Raw genomic sequence first — 17,929 nt, 5'->3', positions numbered from 1 at the left:
TGATAGTTCACTTCCTTTAGCTAAAGTAAATCGCATTCGTAAATCCAATCATAGTTCGCACATTGCAAAATACTCCGTACAGCTCGCCACGCAGCCAGCGGACGCCAGTCACATCCAAGGTCAGATCCGCTTGCGGCTGCCCTTGCGTTAATTCCACAACAGCAAGCTCTCCCAGATTGCTGACAAGCTTTAGTTGCAGCAGCTGCTCCGGCAGCTCCCAATGGCCTGCTCTCGCGGTGAAATCTATGCCAGCCGTTACCTCAAGCTGCATTCCGTCTCCCTCGCGGAGCTCAATAGTATCGCCGATGCCTGCCCGCGTACCATCGCTCCCAAGCACGCTAAGCTGTGGAAGCGGTCCCATCGACACAGCGACATTGCCTCGCCGTAGAGCATCCAGTGCTCTATGGACTAGGCTCAAGCCATCGTCTTCAACAGCTTCATCTTGAATCCCTAGAAATGTCGCCGAGATCGGATCCGTCACCGGATCGGAAACATGCCAATCCCGGCCACTTGTCGCTGCAATCCGGTGCCCCCGGTTTAACAGCTCCGTCCACATTGCGAAGGCGCGGGCATTATTGCGCTGTATTGAAGGAAATAATCCTGACCATACTTCAATATAATCAACCTCATTCCAATCTGACACTTCAAATTCCCAGAAGCAGCCCGTACACATCGGACTGCCGACACGGAATGGATGGGCTACTCCTACTAGTCCCCCCTGACGGTGAACCCCGTCAATTCCCCGATGAATATGAAAGGGGCTCAGATTGCGCCAATCTACATATTCCTGAATACCAAGCGTGAGCATATGTCCGAAGAATGTAGTCCATTCAAGTCCAGGGATCACTTCCACTCCGGACTCTGCTACAATCTGCTCTCGGTTTGCGAGTCCTGTCATTGTATTATGATCTGTTAAGGCAACGCCACGCAGTCCTAATGCATGTGCCGCCGAGACAAGCTCGGCCAAAGATTGTTTGCCATCGCTGTGAAACGTATGGCAGTGAAGTTCAAATGGCAGCCATTTAGTCATTGTATGTCCCTTCCTTCCCAGACATGCATCCTGTACCGGCATTGCTCGGTAACTACGCAATGAATGTTGATCATGATGCTTAGCTGCCCCCGGGGAAATACTCCAGGTACCAGCCCCGGCGAAGCTTCCTCGGCTGTAATAATCAGATGCTGTACAGGATCATGCCGATGTCCCGCACCACGAAACCCAAATTCATCATCGAACGACAGTGTAAGCAAATTTTGCAACGGCAAAAAATTTCGCCAATTATCCGCATATCCTTTGCGATGCTCATCTAGTATGTATTGATTTAGTCCTTCCATTATCAACTCTTGTGATTTCAATTCATCATCCAGTACCTTAGGCTCGTAAGCAAATTCCACGTGAAGCTCCCGACATTCCCGATGCAGATGCATCGTGTAAGTAATATGACTCTTGGAGCAGCACGGAGTTACCAAACCCTCCACTTTCAATAACGTATTCATTGTCCGTCCCCCCGCCATAAAGTTTGTCTTGGTTGTTCTTTCGTCACTGTGACCTCAGCAGAACTGCGAATCGGCTGCTGGGGTGCGTAATCTTCATCGAGAAAAAAACCTTTAAACTCAGGAACCATAACGGACTCTTCCCCATCTGGCAGCCATACTGCGCAAATTTCTTCTATATCGTTATAGCAAGTCCCGGCAGGAAGCTTAACCGTTGTCGAAAACTGAAAGTAAGGTCCATCATAGGCACAGCGGAATTCACCATATCTTAGATCGCCAAAGCTGCCTGAAAACCACCCTTTTACTCCCTTGAGCTTAACTTGAATATCTATAGACGTTTCCTTCTGTGGATTTTCCGTCACCTTGGCCGATTGAACATATAAGTAGTTGCGCAAATCGGTTAGCTGGAACGAGTTGTTCACAACCGGTTGTTCCATAGAATATTGGCGCAGCATTTCCCAGGCCGTTACCTGATAAGTAAACGGAAAGGCATCCATAACCCGCTCTCTCGGCTCAATCTGCTGATTCCATTCATAAACAGCAGGCAGTAGAAACCGATACCTGGATGTGATTGTGTCATGCACCATTCCGTTGGTTGTTGCATTCTGAAGCACTGGATGCCCTCCCAATGCTGTACTGCCCTTAAATTCACCTGTAACATGCTCAGGCCCTTGAAAGGTAGCTTTTTGCACTTCGCCTTGTTCATCAATCTCCACACGGTACACCCATTCAATATCTGTTGTACGCCCCCACTTACTCATCAGCAGAGGTGTAGGTGTCCCTTCATCCTCATGGGAAAACATCATTTGGTACTCGATTGCTTTTCCACTTTCCAAAGGCTCTATACAATAAAACATCAGCAGCGGAGTATCCGTATATCGTCCCTCGTAAGGGTGATACACATTGCGCCCGTATATGACTGGAGTATGCTTATAAATTTCGAACAGCTCCGAATTTTTTTCTGTAATTATCTTCACATCAACCGATTCAATATAGGCTTTTTTCACCTGCGGGGAGGAGATATCCGGATTAAAAGCAAACCTGAGCATATAAGTACCCGGTTGCATATAACCCAATAATCTTGTATAAGTTAAAGGCCGATTCCCATAAAAGAGAACGCAGTCCTGGTTATATTCCCTCTCTACCCATATACGCAGTACAGCTGATTCATAGTCCGCCACACGCCAATCGCTTTCCGATTTGGCTAACAAATCAATTTCTACAATTCCAGGCTCTGCAATCTGTATTTCCATTCTAAAATCCGCGTTCGCATTGATTTCCTTCCAACCCAAAGCTCCAGTTGATACGATAGGCTGCTTCATCTTGTACTCCCTCCTAAAAGCTTCGCTTTCGCGAAACCAACCTCATCAGCGTTATGTATGCTCAAGCATTTAGAAAAAAGCACCTTCCCTTAAAAGCTTTACCTTTTCAGTAAAGTCCATCGAAGGGAAAGGTGCATGTTCAGCTTTAATGCGCTGTCTTATCGTCTTTAATCATCGTACGAATATAGAAGTACCCCATCAAAGAACAAAGGATGAACATAAAGACAGCGTTTGCGCTCGCGAGCTGAGTATCCTGATAGACTGAAAATATTTGACGCATCGCTACGCCCAGCACTTGCGGTGAGTTCGGTCCAATCAAGAACGGTGCCGTAAACCCGCCAATAATACCCATGAAAATAAACGTAACCGCAACCCACATCGTCCGATAGGATAAAGGAAGTATAAATTTGAAGAAGATCTGTAAGCGGCTTGCCCCGATGTCTTTAGCACTTTCAATGATTGCGTTAGGTATACCGGCAAGCGCAGAGGTGAGCAGCATCGTCGTGAACGGGATATTGAACCACAGGTTAGCGAGAATGATACCCTTATAATCGAATATGATTTTGGGCAATGCATCATTGCCGAATAACAATAAAATACGCGACAGCCAACCATGATTCCCATACATATTAATGATTCCGTAAGAAGCAATTACTGAAGGGATAAACATCGGGATCATATACATTCTTTTAATTCCATTCACCAGCCGACCGCCGCTAAATCGCATGTATACCGCTAATGCATAGCTAATCAGCAGCACCATGATGACAGATATGATAGTCAGCTTCAAGGTGAACGTAATGTTGTTAACACTCACCTTGTCGGTGAACAAGTAGAAGTAATGTGCTAAAGTGTAGCTGCCTTTATCGTCCTTAAAGCTCTCATTAATAGCGAGTATGATCGGTATGATAACTACGAAGCATAGAATAAGGAAGGATGGGATTACTAGCAGCAGCCCGAAAATCCCTTGTTTTATGTTTTTACTCATTGGCCAGCAACATCCCTCTGCCAGCGTTTCTGGATCTCTTTACCCAAATCACCAATGCTGAATGTACGGTATCCGCCGGCAACATCCTTAAATTTGTCTTTCAATTCCTGCGGCATTTCCGTCCATTTGATACCTGGATAGCCGTACATTTTGTTGACGATGACACTCTGAGCTTCAGGAGTTAACACATAATCCAGGAATGTAGCAACCGAATCCGGATGCTCCGACAGCTTCGGAACCATCAGGTAAGTCGGGCCACCCGTAAAGGAAGGATCGATTTGCACCAGCTTGGTTGTATCCGGCAGCAGCTTCTTCGAAGTCTGCTCCAAAGCCTGGTCGGACCATGCCGGTATGATATCAACTTCACCGTTAGCAAGCAGGTCTAGCGTTCCTTGATTTTTCTTAGGATAGACGCCTTTTTGGTACATGAACGGGTGCAGCTCCTTCAGCAGCGCAAAGCCTTGATCCCATTTTTGTGCGTAAGATGGATCAGAGCTGACATTAGCTTCCGGTGGAAGGAAGTTATAAATCGCTGTTTGTACAAAGGAATCTCCCGAGCCCCCTGTAGCAGGATCATTATAAGCAAACCGTCCTGGATTTTTGCGTATCCAATCATAAAGCTCGTTAGCTGTTTTTGGCGGTGTTTTTACTTTTGCGCTGTTATAGGCCAAAATTACTGCGGAAGCACGATATGGAATCCCCATATTTTTTACATTACTCATTTGCTTTTCTTCGATTTTACTCAGATTAGGAATTTTTTTTGCATCCAAAGGAGCCCACAAATCTTCCTTAGTCCCCTTGATAACATCACTTAAGCTGCTCTCGTACAGATCGATGTTACCGGATTTCTGGTTTGCTTGCTTCGCTGCAATAATACGGTCCACGGTAGATTGCCCGCCTGCACCGGAATCAATATGAACCATTTTTACTTTAATATTCGGATATTTCTTTTCAAACATTGGAACAACAACTTCCCATAAATCCTTAACATTTAATGAACCGGTAAAATAAAATGAGAACTCGTCTTGCTTCCCTTTGTCTCCACCGCTTGATGATGCCGGTTTATCGCCTCCGCTGCCACATCCCACTAGAGCTCCCAGTACCATTACCGAAGCAAGAGCCATACTTAAACGCTTTTTCATAAGGTTCATTGATTAATCCTCCTTTAGAGTTGTGCGCCAGCGAACTCTGGCATATTGACCTTGAAATATGAATAAGTGGTTTAGGCTGACTTATATGCAAGCACTTTGGAAAAAGATATCCCCGTAACTTGCCCCGGAGATAAATCCTTTACAGCATCACGCGGTAAAAACGCTTTCAAAACGCCTAATTCCGTCTCAAGCGACACTTCGGCATAATGTCCCAGTATCATGACCTGATGAATTTTGGCCAATAGTCCCTCGTCGGGCTGTACAAATACAATATCCTCCGGTCGAATAGCTACTGTAACCTCACCGCTCAACTGCCGTGTATTAGCATATTGCAGTCGGTTCATATGTACCTGGCTCCCATCCGCATTGCCTTTAACGAAATTCATTTTACCGATAAACTGGGCCACGAACAGCGAACTAGGATTATCGTATATTTCCTGAGGGTTGGCTTCCTGCTCGATATTCCCCGCATTCATAACGATGATCCGATCGGATATCGAGAGCGCCTCCTCCTGATCATGCGTAACGAAAACCATCGTTAACCCCGTACTTGCTTGAATATCGCGCAGTTCTTCACGCATCTCGTGACGCAGCTTCGCATCGAGCGCTGAGAAAGGTTCGTCTAGCAGAAGCACTGCGGGCTCCAGTAAAAATGCTCTCGCTACCGCTATCCGCTGCTGCTGCCCACCTGATAATTCACTCGGAAATTTCTTCTGTGATCCGGGAAGCCGGACCAGATCCAGCACCCGCTTGATCGCTTCTTCGATCTCGGCACTGCTTTTCTTCCTTATTTTCAAGCCAAAAGCCAAATTGTTGTATACATTCATATGCGGCCATAAATTATAGCCTTGAAAAACCATCGCAGTAGGACGCTTTTCCGGCGGAAGCTTTAATACACTTTTGCCTTCGATTACGATATCTCCTGAGTCCGGTTCAAGAAACCCGCCAATACTCCGAAGCACTGTCGTTTTCCCGCAGCCGGATGGGCCGAGCAAAGTAACCAATTCTCCCTTGTTAACATTCAGAGAAATATTCGATACGCCTTCTCCAGTTTTATAGCGTTTCGTGAGGTTCTGTATAGATAGCTGGATCATAGTTCCTCCTTAGAGTTTCACTTTAGTGAAACTTACTTCGTAAGCATTAACTTTAAAGTTTTCCATAGGAAAGCTGACTTCGTAAGCATTACTGAGTTTCGCATTAGCGAAACTTACTCCCATTACTTCATTTGGAAACCGCTTGACATGACATCGGCCGTTACGAATCTTTGTGCAGCCAGCAGCAGAACGATTGTCGGCAGTGTCAGAATGATAGAGAACACGGCACCCGCTGTGCTGGGATAGTCTGAAATAATCGAATACATGACAACCGGCATTGTACGAAAATCAGGAATACCAACAAGAAACGTACCCTGTGCTTCATCCAAGGAATGCAGAAATGTAAAAATCGACGCTACCATAATTCCAGGCAAAGCCATGGGCATCGTAATGCTCCAAAATACCCGGAACGGGGTTGCACCAACATCTCTGGCCGATTCCTCCTGTGCTTTATGTACATTGCGAAAGGCCGATGAAGGGATCCAGGTCATAAACATTAATGTATTTACAATATGAATTAAAACAACGCCTGCAAAAGTATTCATCAACCCAACCTTGTAAAATAAAACAGCGATGGAAACGTAAAGCCCCATTTTCGGGAATGCATGGGTTAGCAGAAACGAGAATAAAAACCATCGGCTAAGCGGGAAGCGAATTCTTGCAAATGCATAGGCAGCCGGTATGCAAATGACGATGGATAAAGCGGTTACAACAGTGGCGATTAAAAATGAGAGCCCAATTGATTTGACCACCTCATCCTTGGAAAGTACAAACTTCCACCAATCCAATGACCATGACTGCGGTAAGACTGCCGGGTACTGCCATTTCCCTGTAAACGCTAACAATAACAGATTTAGTAAAGGTCCCATAAAAAAAACAGCAAAGATGACGAGAATAATAAATTCGATCAACTTCCGTTTACCTTGGGCTTTGAAATACCACATCATGCGTGCTCAATCTCCCCTTTCAAAACTTTCACAATCTACATAGGTTAAACCGGTTTAACAGATTGTATATTGGGGTAAGCGGTTAACCTAATGTATCTAGATTATTAACAATTTATTCATATTTGTCAACTATATATTGTTAGCAATGGATACTTTTGTTTGTTAAAAGGACTAAGCAATAAATAGTTGACAAATACGGCTATACATTCATGTTTCTGTCAATTGGTCTGGCTTTCGCTCAAGTTCGCAAGCTGATGCTTTTAAACAAAATTCAGGTTTTCAGTGTAAGGAAACGGCAACGGAAATAATAGGGCAAGGACTTCCTTCAGTTCACCCTGCTCGGTCATTGCAGGTCCATTAAACAAAAGTGTCGTTGCCCCTCGGTGCCCGATAGTTAAGGATTCACGCTTATAGCTAATTTTATAACCGTTATTGGTTACCGCCAAGCTTAGTTCCGCCAGCCTCTCCGCACCAAGCTGCCGCAGCATATACGGCTGCAAGGAATTCCACAGCCCAGGGAAATTAATCATACGAATCGTGCCCGGAATCGTGCTTTCAGTAAAGGTGCAGCCCGCCGAAGCCAGCTTCTCCGATAATGCGGCTCTTTCCCCCATAACAGGAATATGAAGCTCCTTTGGACTTAAACGATCGATAATTTCATGAAGCAAGCCGGTGACAGCTTCGTCACTGCCCCCATATTCCAGAACATCTGCTGTAAGTACCCCGTCTTTTTCCAATAGAAAGTACGCCATATAGCCGATTGCATCACCGCTATTTGTAAAACTCATCCAAACATGCTGCTCCGCACTTTCGTTGCTTGCAACAGCAGCGCTGCGAATAAGCTGGTTCAATTCAGCCTCTGTCCTTTTGTAGTAAGCTTTCTCTGCTTCCATTAACCTAATGATTGCAGGCTGATCACGCTTCTCATCATAGGGCCGTATAATTGCTTCGTTTGCTCGATCCAGCTCTGCCAATTCCTCAATGGAACGAACGGTAAAGCGTTTAACTGCCCCTACCTCCAAGCAGTCATTTCTGAGATAAAGCCCGCGTGTTCCGGATATTAGCAGCAGCTGAGCGCCTTCCTCCGCACATTTATTTATGCTTCGTTTAACGAGCATATCCGCGAAGTTTCTCCCTCTGTAAGCTGTATCCGTACAGACAGCCCCCATGCTTACAACAGGAATGGTGCAGCCAACGATCGAAAGCTCCGATTTCAATAATCCTACCAACGTCGCTGGTACTCCATCCTCCTCTATGATTAACAGATTATTTGCATTCTCTTTGGAAAAAAGCATGGAGTAAGCCTCTCCCATCGAGGTTTGTCCCGGCTTGCGAAACGTACGGTCGGCCAGAGCTACTAGTACTTCAATTTCATCCGGTTTGGCTGATCTGGATACGGACATGGTATTCCTCCTATTCATTATGTTCTCACGTCATTCCCGACTTGCAATCGCTTACAAAATCAATAATTTCTTAAAGCTCTATTACCAATTGAGCACCAATGCGCGAAAGGCTTATCCGCTTGCTCGTTATTATAATGGAAGTTTGTTGGAAAAGGAAGCTGTCTTCATAAAGTTTAGTCGGCTTCCATTTATCTATAATTCATCCTGTTTCAATCTCCCCCAAAAATATTCTTCACCTTATTGCCTACTGCTTTTAGGCTGCGTTATACTTAACAGAGACTTTAGGGCAAGCGCTTACCCCAATTCGTCCATGAAAGGATGCATTTCATAGTATGAAGACGATTTCAATAAAAGGGCTTTATAAACCATGCGGTCAGCTCATCATGGGCAGTGATCATTTCAATCAATCGCAATTCGGTCTTGCCAACAGCTTACTTGATAAGTTTACAGCAATGGGCGGCACTACCATCGATACAGCCTTTCAATACGGTGATGGTGAGAGCGAGAAAACAATCGGCAGATGGATACATGAAAGAAATAACAGAGAGCAGGTTGTCATCCTGACCAAAGGCGCCCACCACGACGAGACCGGCCATCGCGTTAACCCGCAATCCATTACCCATGATTTGAACATTAGTCTGGAGCGGCTCCAAACCGATTATATTGATCTGTATGCACTGCATCGTGATGATCCGAATGTGCCGGTCGGCCCCATCATCGACATTCTCAACGAGCATCTGCTGGCCGGTAAAATCCTTGCGCTTGGTGCTTCCAACTGGTCGCACCAACGTATCCAGGAGGCTAATGATTACGCACAGCAAAATGGTTTAACGGGCTTTACATTCAGCAGCACTAACTTGAGCTTGGCTAAAATGATTGAGCCCCGTTGGGCCGGCTGCGTCCCGGCCGACGAAAAGACCTGCCAGTGGCATCAAGCGACAGGCATGCCTTTGTTATCGTGGTCTTCCTTGGGCGCCGGATTTATGGCCGACCGATTCTCACCTGAGCATCGAGAGGATGAGGAGATGGTTCGCACTTATTATAGTGAAGGCAATTGGCAGCGCCTTGAGCGAACCCGGCAGCTCTCAAAGGAGAAGGGAGTGCCTTCCGTGCAGCTTGCACTGGCTTATGTGCTTAACCAGCCATTCCCTACCTGCGCACTAGTCGCTGCCTATGCACCCGAGGAGCTTGATTCTAATCTGGCCGCAGCCGGCTTAACATTAACCCCGGAGGAAGTGCGCTGGCTGGAGTTCGGAGAAAAATAATTTAACTCTTCACCTTAAAGAGCTTGGCCAGATCACCAGAGAATTGCGGTCTGCTTCTGCCCCCAGCCTTCGCAGCAGCTCAGCAGCGTCGGATTGCAGAATAGGTATATCATTCCACTTATCGATTACGAGCTTTCGCGTATTTGGAACCTTCAAGTACGCGGCAGCTACTGATCGCAGCAGCTCATATAGCTCATCCTTACCGGGAGTCGATTGATTAGGTGCTATGTCTTTCCTTTCAACACCTTCCAGCCGATCATACATAGTAAAAATACGCTTACCGCCGTTTTCAAGCCATAGCTGCCAGCGTCCTCCCTGGATGACCATATCATTTCCTTTTTTCCTCGCAAACGAAATTCCCTCTGCGTCAGGCCATTTAACAATGAGTCCAAAAGGATTGGCAGGATCTGTGGAAGGCAGTACAATCGTGTGCAATTCTGTGTCCCATTCACGGGTACGAAGATTTTCCACCTGATCCCTGGCCGAGAACTGCATCGTCTTCACGTCCTTGACCCAGAGCCCCCTAGTCAGCATTCCCCAGTTTTCCAGCTGCTTCAAGGCAGCATAAACCTCATCCCATGACCACGGAAGATGCAGTGCCGCAAGCTCCTTGGTCAACAGACCATACCCGCCTAGCAAATGCTTGATCCATGCTGACAAAGCCTCTTGGGGATTATAAGGTTCCTTCAGTGAATGAAGAGCATACCATCGGCCAAGACCGGATTGGAAGCCTTTGCCCTTGGAGGGCTTAGCAGATTTCGTGCCCCCGTTCAACCGAAGAGGCGCGAATTGATCATTGGATACTAATCCTCGCCAGGCCAGGGCAAGTAAGTCTGCCGTCAGGTCCGATGGAATACTTCCCGTTTCACGGCTTAGAGACGAAAGGAAGCTGGCTCCTTTACGTGTTAACAGCTCAACCAGCGGCTCAACCTCTTCCCCATTGTGCTTTTGCTCCCCCAGCTCCAGAATCGGTGCGTAGAGCTCCTTGCTCTCTGTCAGGAAAAAAGCGATGCGCCCTTCTTTCTCGTCCGCTTCTTTTCGACCCATCCATAACACTTCCCCGCCTGCACACAGCCGGTCTAACATTTCCTTGCGGTAATCCGTCAAACGAAGTGGAAAAATGGAAATTTCCCATTGAGACAACGGGAGGAAAATACCCTGCAGCTTCGCAATAACTTCCCTGAGTCCCTGTTCACCACTAAGTCGCATGTGAGGCAGAACATGCTGTAGCGCCATCATCCGTGAGCAATAACTGACAGGATCGACTGGCTCCGAAGCCTGCCTCAGGGCAAGCGCCTGGGAACGAGCTTGACGGGCGGCCGCCCTGCTATTAATCCAGACGCGAACGCCCTTTTCATGGGATAGAGAGGCTGCCACCGTGTTAGTTGGTGGAGCAGCTTCAATCCGACCTTCCGCTTCCCACTGCTGCAGAAGCTCCTCAATTCTGTGTGAATTCAACCCGTACCTTTGCTTTAATTGTTCTCCGGTAAAGCTAGTCTGCCGATCCACATATCGAGTAAGGATGAACCGGTCGGCCAGCGGTGCTTCTCCCAGAAGCGCATATGTATCTGCTTCATCAGCACAAATCCAATAAGACGATGAGCTGTCTCCTAGATAGATGGGGCAGAACCGTTTTTCACACTTCAATACATTTAATAATTCATCCCATTTGTTGTCGGCAACCTTTGTAGACAGCTCGGCTTCAGTATGTTCTCCACGCCGTTTCAACAGACTGAATAATTGTTCAGCATTGTGGATTGCCGGCTCTGCAGCCTGAGCTTCAGCCTCCAACCGTTCATCTCCCTGAGAAACAACATCTGCGACCTCCTCTCCAGCCTGAGTAGACTGATCGCCAAACCATTTCCCCGCCAAAGATCGGTCGATTCCCATTAAACGCGTCTGTACATCCCGCCCGACCGCATCCGATTCATATATTTGAGCGTTGATATAATCAGCAAGAAACAGGACAGCAAACGGAGATGGAAAGGCAGCCTGCTTGACACTTACCTCCAGCGCTCCGGTTTCGATCTGCTTCAATACAGCTCGCACACCCTCCACATCCAGCTCTTCATACAAGCACAGCCTAATAGCTTCACCTATAAAAGGGAACTGCTCCGCATAAGGCAGCGATTCTCTAAGAAGCGCCTCGCTGCGCAGCCTTTTTTGCCAAGCCGGCACACGGCTGAAGCTGCGCGACAGCAGCAATGAGGTTTCGGCCAGACGGCGAAAGGCTATGCCGAATTGCGGAGAGGAGGGAACCGCTTGACGAAGCAGGTCTTCCAACCGGTCCGAGGTCACCTCTCGGATTAGCGGCAGCAGCCTAGAAGCTTCACCACTCCCTCCGTCTGCAATAATAAATTCTATTCCATTATCCTTGGCATTAGCGTAAATACGGTAAGGCAAGGAACGTTCGGCATGAAGCTTGATCGCGAGCTGCCACGTCCGGTTAAATGCTCTTCCGAACCAGCTGTGAATAATGAGATGATCCTGCTTGAAGTCATCTTGAAATTGCTCAATAACAATTCGACGATGCGTCGGCAGCTCAGAGACAGCTTTCTGTGAATGGATCAGCATCAGCAGCTCGTCAGCAGCATGTGCCTCCATGAAATGCGAATCCATTAACCATTGTATAGTCCGCGACTTCTGTTCCTTTTCAAGCCGCTCCTCTACATGCTCCAGGAAGCTTCCGATCTCAGCGGAGAAAGCAGCCGATCTCCCTTGCCCTTCTCCCCGCCAAAACGGGATTTCGCTGAACGTATTCCCAGACTCCTCCACCACATAAACGCGGTCGCTTTTAATGGATTGTATTCTCCATGAGCTTGTGCCCAACTGAAATACATCCCCGACCCGACTCTCATGGATGTATTCTTCATCCAATTCCCCCAAATGAATGCGGCTATCGGCATGGTGGACAGGATAAGCGCTCCCTCGAGGAATGGTTCCTGCACCCATAATCGCAGTCATCGCCGTGGAGCTTCGCCTAGTCATGAGACCGGTTGACCGATCCCAGTCTATTAACGGGCGGACAAAAGGATAGTATCCCGAGAGCACCTGAAGCACAGCTTCCAGACGCTCCAGAGGAAATCCATGATAGCCGTAACTTCGATTTAGAGCTTGCTGCAGCTGCGGCACGGTGAGGTCATCAGCAGCGACCATCGCAACGATCTGCTGGCACAGTACATCCAGCGCATAACGCGGCACTTGAATCTCCTCGATTTCCCGCGCCTCAATACTGCGCGCAAGCACTGCGCATTCCGGCAGCTGCCCGCGGGTGCGTGCCACTATTACGCCGCGGCTTTCATCGCCCACGGAGTGGCCCGCCCGGCCAATCCGCTGAATACCCGCTGCGGCGCTCTTGGGAGAATCGATCTGCAACACCAGATCGATATGCCCCACGTCGATCCCTAGCTCCAGCGAGGAGGTGGCGACAAGACAGCGAAGCTCCCCTGCTTTGAGCGCTCCTTCCACCTCAAGCCGCTGCTCCCGGGAAATACTCCCGTGATGCGAGCGTGCCATCTCATAACCGACGTGTTCGTTCAGCCTTAATGTCAGTCTCTCGCACAGCCTGCGGTTGTTCACAAAGATTAACGCTGATCTGCTGTCCTCTATCAGCTTCATAATATGCTCGGTCAGCGGTTTCCAAATTGCTTCCTGCTTGTCCTTTGTGATCAGCGCTTGCTCAGGCAAGGTCACCCGAATGCTGAATTTCTTCTCCATCCGGCTTTCTATGACCTCAACAGTCCGCTCTGCATCAGCTTCCCAGCCTCCCAGAAACCTGGCTATCCGCTCAATCGGCTTCTGTGTAGCCGAAACTCCGATGCGCTGCGGTGTGGCACCAATCCAATCGGTCAGCCTTTCGAGCGTTACCGATAAATGCAATCCTCTGCTATCCGCCGCCAAATCATGAATTTCATCCACCACACAGAAAAGAACCGTCTTCAGCATCATTCTTCCTTTGGGCGAGGTTAGCAGCAAATAGAGCGACTCCGGGGTCGTTACCAGCACATCCGGCGGATTACGCAGCATGGACGCTCTAGTGCTCTGCGAAGTGTCTCCGGTCCTGACACCGATGGTAAGCCCGCTCCATCCTCTGCCCTGTTCCTCTGCCAATCGCTTAAGCTCAGCCGCATATTCGATCACATGGTGGTGAATATCATTATTAAGCGCCTTCAATGGAGTTATATACAAGAGCTTAACCCCACGGGTAGGAGCTTTCTCATCTTCGGCTTCTTTATCCTGCAAAATCCGGCTTAAACACGGCAGCAGAGAGGCCAATGTTTTGCCTGAGCCGGTAGGAGCCGCAATTAATGTATGCACTCCACTCTGTATCGCCTTCCATGACCGTACTTGAACATCTGTCGGATGGCCGAAACGATCACCAAACCATTTAGCAATCAGCGGATGAAAGGCACCCGTCGTATCGTTCATGATAAGAAATCTCCTTTGCTTAACTGTAACTACGCAGCCTCTATACAGCCCGTAAAAATAACCGATCAGGATATAAAACACAGTATACCATATTATGGAATACAAACTTAAGCGCTGCGAAGAGCCCCATTTTCTGAATCAAACGATTCATGCATGGACCGGTTATGCCTGTACAGCTATTTAGCAAGTACCTACTGTATTCGTAAGTTCCTTACGAAAACTTTACTGATATCCATATGCATGCCATACTTTGGTAACTGCTTATGATATTGCAAAACTTTAAGGAGAGATTATTATTTTACAAAAAACACATAGCGTTGCAGGCCTTGTGGCTGCAGAATGCGTACTTCTTCATCAAAATGTGGCTTTTTTATCCTGGGAAGCATTCGGAGCTGTACTACTGGGTTGTTTGGCTGGGCCATTAGCCGATGTGGACAAACAGGGTTCAACCATGGCCAAAATATTATTCCCTTTGTCAGCGCTCCTTCGGATTCTAAAAGTACGTCACAGAACCGTAACACATTCCTTAATCTTCATTATGATTTTATGGCTGATCTCCTCTCCGCTGCCCGCTTTGTATCACTGGGTATTCATCACTGCCTATGCATCACACCCTCTTATCGATCTGCTCAATGAGAAGGGAGTACAGCTGTTCTGGCCATTGAAATTTAAAATTCGTTTGCTCCCAAAATTTCTGGCTATAGATACCGGATCAACGGGTGAGACGTGTTTTCAATGGATGCTGCTTGGAGTCAGCTTATGGATTCCTTTTTCTACCATTGAATTTTGAATCCTTTCTTTACATTTTGTTACCTCAGGTTGATTATTGCTGCAATTCTGGTTCATCATTCTGCTTCTTTCGACTCAATTTCTGGATAGACTGCTGGAAAAATGCAACATTTTGCATTAAAAGGAGTCTAATCTTGCATGCTGTAAAAAAGTAAGCGCTAGTTCTGCCCGCGCAAAACTCTTGTGAATCGGTTCGAGGAGGTTTTTGCCAAAGCAAAACTTGAAGGAGGTGATGCCATCTAAATAGGGTCATGAAGTGAGTATGCCGTTGAGCCTGCCGAAATATTTTCCCGTCCCTTTTTATAATATTACAGCATCTACGATTAATTTTTCAGAGGTGAACAATGAAGTTACGGTTTGTATTTACACTATTATTTCTGCTGCTGACAGCCCTTATGCTGCCCGTCATGGCGTTTGCCGCTCCTCAAAACTCCGCAGACGGGGTGCCTTTATTTTTTAACGGAAAACAATTAAAGCCAGAGGTCGCTCCGCGAATTATTAAGGATGTGACCATGGTTCCCATACGAATTATCGCTGAAGAGCTAGGCTCCAAGGTGGAGTGGAATCAAGCGGCTCATAAAGTTATAATTATGAAAGACTCTATGAAAATCGAAATGGTAATTGATCAGCTCTCAGCAACCGTGAACGGAGTTACCAACAAACTGGATTCAGCTCCTCTCCTGATCGAGGGAAACACTTTGCTGCCAGTCCGTTTTATTGCTGAAAACATGGGCGTCGAAGTAAATTGGAATGATGTGCAGCGAGCGGTTTATTTACAGGAGAAGCGCGTTTCCCCAGGGGACAAGCCATCCCCGGTTAATCCCGACACAGCTCCCACCAATAAACCTTTGCCCGTCATTAAAACCATTGAGATGACTACTTCCCAATTATTAATTAAAGCAGACTCCGGTGAACTGAAACCCACCCAATTTACTTTGCAAAACCCTAGACGGATCGTTGTCGATATTCCCAACGCTGTATTGGATCCGTCACTTTATAAAGATCAGGCAAATAAAAGCGGAGAATCGGTTTCCAGTAATGTTTACGTTGCCAATGTCCGCTACTCATTGTACAATGTGAATCCCGGTGCCGTTCGCATCGTGCTTGATATGAAGGAGCCCATGGACCTTAAGTGGGAAGCCGGACTCAACACAGCCGCGCTTGCCGGTGTTTTACAAAAAGGAGCCAAATATAAAGTTGTCATCGATCCGGGCCATGGTGACCAGGATCCTGGAGCCAAAGCTGTCAACGGAAGCACGGAAAAGGAATTTAATCTTTCTATGGGACTCAAGGTGTACAAGCTGCTGCAAAAAGAGGCACTGATTGAACCTTTTCTAACACGAAATGACGATACCTTCGTCCCTTTGGATGATCGCGCCGAGTTCGCAAACAGCCGTAACGCCGATCTGTTTGTTTCCATTCACGGCAATAGTTACACTTCAGCCTCAACAGGCACAGAGACGTACTATTACAAATCCGATAGCGATTTATTTGCTCAAATCATGCATAAGCATTTAACAGCGGCGACTGGTCTTCCTGACCGAGGAGTGCGTCAACAACCCTTCCGGGTGGTTAAAGCAACTAATATGCCTGCTGTGCTGCTGGAGGTAGGTTATCTGTCGAATGAGCGTGATACCGCCCTCATGTTCGACGAAGCCTTTCAGGATAGGGTCGCGCTCGCGATCGTAGCAGGAATTAAAGAACAGCTCAAGATTCAGTAAGCGGAAAAAAGGTGGTGGAATCGATGCAAAAGCATACAATTCGCGGTTTATTACTTATTGGAGCAGTCGCGCTTGTCTTGTCAGGATGCGGACAAAAGCCGACAAGCAATGGAACAAAGTCACCAGCCTCCGAGCCTCCGGCAACCGGCAGCCAGACGACTCCGCCTTCCAACGTTGACCCGACAACTGCTGAGAAGGACATGATTCGTCTCACTATTAAAGCCTACTATGGTGATGAACAAGCAGCAAAGCTGGTGGAAAAAGAAGTATCCATCAACTACAAGGAAGATAAGGATAAGTACACGGCTGCGCTATGGACTTTGAAAAAAGCTCCTCCAGGCAGCAATTTGATTCCTTTGGCTGACGCGTTAGGCTTTAAATCCGCTGTACTGAAAGATAAACAGCTTACAGTGGACCTGACGGTTTCAGGGGAGGGTCGTCTTGGAGCTCCAGGTGAGGCCATGCTGTTGGAGGCTCTTCAGAAAACATTATTTCAATTCTCTGAAGTGGACTCCATCGATATTCTAGTAGACGGCAAACCTGCCGAATCGCTAATGGGCCATATGGAGCTGCTTCATCCGATGAAGCGAGGAAAGTAATCAACATTTTGTTTTAGAGTAACCGTCAGGATTCAATTCTGACGGTCCTTTTTTGTGTAAATAAGAATTTATATGTTAGGGGCTCCCCGCAAAGTATCTGAATCAATTTCGAAGCAAGACCCCACTTTGTGGGGATATTTTGTGTAAAATCATACGTTTGTGTGTGGGGAGGGATGTGGGATTACGGCCGCTGTTGAAGTCGTGTTCTTTAAAAATTGAACGGCCTTGCGACGATATGAATAAAACCTGTAACCCCCTAGCACGATTATTTAAGTAAACCTATCAAGTGCTTTTCATTTACAGACGACTAATCTTCCCTTTAGTTGAAGCATAGCGGAAGTAATTGCTCCGCTATGGCATGTAAAGCATACAAAACCGAGAGATAACGGAACAACTTCTTCCGTAATCACTCGGTTTTGTGTTCATTGACCGCCAATTTAAGACGATAGTCGAGTAGGCGGGGCCTTTCCTTCTCACGGATTGTGCCCCTTCCCCCTCACAGATCCGTAAGTGCGCAATTAACGCATACGGCTCTTCATTTCATCGTTACAGGTCGACTGGCGAACAGGTTCACATAAATTTTTGGCAATGGTAAAGGATGACACAAGAGGAACATTCCAACCTTCTCTCCGGTAAAACCTTTCTTTTGGCTTCTTCTGTTTCTCCACTTCTTCATAAGGTTGAGTACCCTCTTGTAGTACTTCCATAAGTACCCGTAGTTATCCGAGACA

13 protein-coding genes and 1 pseudogene are annotated in these 17,929 nt (G+C 47.1%); 4 read left to right on the top strand and 10 right to left on the bottom strand.

The window, feature by feature from the left end:
• Positions 1 to 16: 16 nt before the first annotated feature.
• The 8 genes from NV381_RS27850 to NV381_RS27815 form a co-directional block, all read right to left on the bottom strand.
• Positions 17 to 1,030: a CehA/McbA family metallohydrolase gene (locus NV381_RS27850; RefSeq protein ID WP_258216571.1), complete on the bottom strand. Its 1,014-nt coding sequence runs from the start codon at positions 1,028 to 1,030 to the stop codon at positions 17 to 19.
• Positions 1,027 to 1,494: a hypothetical protein gene (locus tag NV381_RS27845; protein ID WP_258216570.1), complete on the bottom strand. Its 468-nt coding sequence runs from the start codon at positions 1,492 to 1,494 to the stop codon at positions 1,027 to 1,029. Before NV381_RS27845 ends, NV381_RS27850 begins: the two co-directional genes overlap by 4 nt.
• Complete coding sequence (locus tag NV381_RS27840; RefSeq protein ID WP_258216569.1) at positions 1,491 to 2,813, bottom strand: hypothetical protein; 1,323 nt, start codon at positions 2,811 to 2,813, stop codon at positions 1,491 to 1,493. The genes NV381_RS27845 and NV381_RS27840 overlap by 4 nt, the downstream gene beginning before the upstream one ends.
• Positions 2,814 to 2,958: 145 nt before the next feature.
• A complete protein-coding gene (locus NV381_RS27835) occupies positions 2,959 to 3,801 on the bottom strand; it encodes an ABC transporter permease (protein WP_258216568.1) in 843 nt (280 codons plus the stop codon).
• Positions 3,798 to 4,952, bottom strand: a complete 1,155-nt coding sequence (locus tag NV381_RS27830; protein ID WP_258216567.1) for an extracellular solute-binding protein — start codon at positions 4,950 to 4,952, stop codon at positions 3,798 to 3,800. Before NV381_RS27830 ends, NV381_RS27835 begins: the two co-directional genes overlap by 4 nt.
• Positions 4,953 to 5,023: 71 nt before the next feature.
• Complete coding sequence (locus tag NV381_RS27825; protein WP_258216566.1) at positions 5,024 to 6,046, bottom strand: ABC transporter ATP-binding protein; 1,023 nt, start codon at positions 6,044 to 6,046, stop codon at positions 5,024 to 5,026.
• Between the two features lie 122 nt (positions 6,047 to 6,168).
• Positions 6,169 to 6,993 carry an ABC transporter permease gene (locus NV381_RS27820; RefSeq protein WP_258216565.1) on the bottom strand — a complete coding sequence of 275 codons (825 nt, stop codon included), beginning with the start codon at positions 6,991 to 6,993 and terminating at the stop codon, positions 6,169 to 6,171.
• Between the two features lie 260 nt (positions 6,994 to 7,253).
• Positions 7,254 to 8,396 (bottom strand): GNAT family N-acetyltransferase, encoded by a 1,143-nt coding sequence (locus NV381_RS27815; RefSeq protein ID WP_258216564.1) that lies wholly within the window; start codon positions 8,394 to 8,396, stop codon positions 7,254 to 7,256.
• A 332-nt stretch (positions 8,397 to 8,728) separates the two neighbouring features.
• Here NV381_RS27815 and NV381_RS27810 point away from each other — a divergent pair, with 332 nt between their 5' ends.
• A complete protein-coding gene (locus tag NV381_RS27810; protein WP_258216563.1) occupies positions 8,729 to 9,661 on the top strand; it encodes an aldo/keto reductase in 933 nt (310 codons plus the stop codon).
• 9 nt (positions 9,662 to 9,670) lie between these two features.
• Here NV381_RS27810 and NV381_RS27805 read toward each other — a convergent pair whose 3' ends face one another.
• Positions 9,671 to 14,089 carry a DEAD/DEAH box helicase gene (locus NV381_RS27805; protein ID WP_258216562.1) on the bottom strand — a complete coding sequence of 1,473 codons (4,419 nt, stop codon included), beginning with the start codon at positions 14,087 to 14,089 and terminating at the stop codon, positions 9,671 to 9,673.
• A 289-nt stretch (positions 14,090 to 14,378) separates the two neighbouring features.
• Here NV381_RS27805 and NV381_RS27800 point away from each other — a divergent pair, with 289 nt between their 5' ends.
• The 3 genes from NV381_RS27800 (at position 14,379) to NV381_RS27790 (ending at position 17,198) form a co-directional block, all read left to right on the top strand.
• The gene (locus tag NV381_RS27800) at positions 14,379 to 14,879 is read left to right on the top strand and encodes a metal-dependent hydrolase (RefSeq protein WP_308862351.1); all 501 of its coding nucleotides are present in this window, start codon (positions 14,379 to 14,381) and stop codon (positions 14,877 to 14,879) included.
• A gap of 343 nt (positions 14,880 to 15,222) precedes the next feature.
• Positions 15,223 to 16,599: an N-acetylmuramoyl-L-alanine amidase family protein gene (locus NV381_RS27795; protein ID WP_258216561.1), complete on the top strand. Its 1,377-nt coding sequence runs from the start codon at positions 15,223 to 15,225 to the stop codon at positions 16,597 to 16,599.
• A 23-nt stretch (positions 16,600 to 16,622) separates the two neighbouring features.
• A complete protein-coding gene (locus NV381_RS27790; protein WP_258216560.1) occupies positions 16,623 to 17,198 on the top strand; it encodes a GerMN domain-containing protein in 576 nt (191 codons plus the stop codon).
• 535 nt (positions 17,199 to 17,733) lie between these two features.
• Here the strand turns inward: NV381_RS27790 and NV381_RS27785 are convergent.
• Positions 17,734 to 17,929 (bottom strand): annotated as a pseudogene (locus NV381_RS27785) (group II intron reverse transcriptase/maturase); the annotation flags it as partial.

The sequence above is a fragment of the Paenibacillus radicis (ex Xue et al. 2023) genome, from assembly GCF_024722015.1.
GTDB lineage: Bacteria > Bacillota > Bacilli > Paenibacillales > NBRC-103111 > Paenibacillus_S.
This window is presented reverse-complemented; position numbering and strand designations above follow the sequence as displayed.

Bases quoted from the DNA above. Each gene is read 5' to 3' on its own strand.
- NV381_RS27815 (WP_258216564.1), bottom strand. From the start codon at position 8,396: ATGTCCGTATCCAGATCAGCCAAACCGGATGAAATTGAAGTACTAGTA.
- NV381_RS27845 (WP_258216570.1), bottom strand. From the start codon at position 1,494: ATGAATACGTTATTGAAAGTGGAGGGTTTGGTAACTCCGTGCTGCTCC.
- NV381_RS27820 (WP_258216565.1), bottom strand. From the start codon at position 6,993: ATGATGTGGTATTTCAAAGCCCAAGGTAAACGGAAGTTGATCGAATTT.
- NV381_RS27805 (WP_258216562.1), bottom strand. From the start codon at position 14,089: ATGAACGATACGACGGGTGCCTTTCATCCGCTGATTGCTAAATGGTTT.
- NV381_RS27810 (WP_258216563.1), top strand. From the start codon at position 8,729: ATGAAGACGATTTCAATAAAAGGGCTTTATAAACCATGCGGTCAGCTC.
- NV381_RS27795 (WP_258216561.1), top strand. From the start codon at position 15,223: ATGAAGTTACGGTTTGTATTTACACTATTATTTCTGCTGCTGACAGCC.
- NV381_RS27835 (WP_258216568.1), bottom strand. From the start codon at position 3,801: ATGAGTAAAAACATAAAACAAGGGATTTTCGGGCTGCTGCTAGTAATC.
- NV381_RS27790 (WP_258216560.1), top strand. From the start codon at position 16,623: ATGCAAAAGCATACAATTCGCGGTTTATTACTTATTGGAGCAGTCGCG.
- NV381_RS27850 (WP_258216571.1), bottom strand. From the start codon at position 1,030: ATGACTAAATGGCTGCCATTTGAACTTCACTGCCATACGTTTCACAGC.
- NV381_RS27830 (WP_258216567.1), bottom strand. From the start codon at position 4,952: ATGAACCTTATGAAAAAGCGTTTAAGTATGGCTCTTGCTTCGGTAATG.
- NV381_RS27825 (WP_258216566.1), bottom strand. From the start codon at position 6,046: ATGATCCAGCTATCTATACAGAACCTCACGAAACGCTATAAAACTGGA.
- NV381_RS27840 (WP_258216569.1), bottom strand. From the start codon at position 2,813: ATGAAGCAGCCTATCGTATCAACTGGAGCTTTGGGTTGGAAGGAAATC.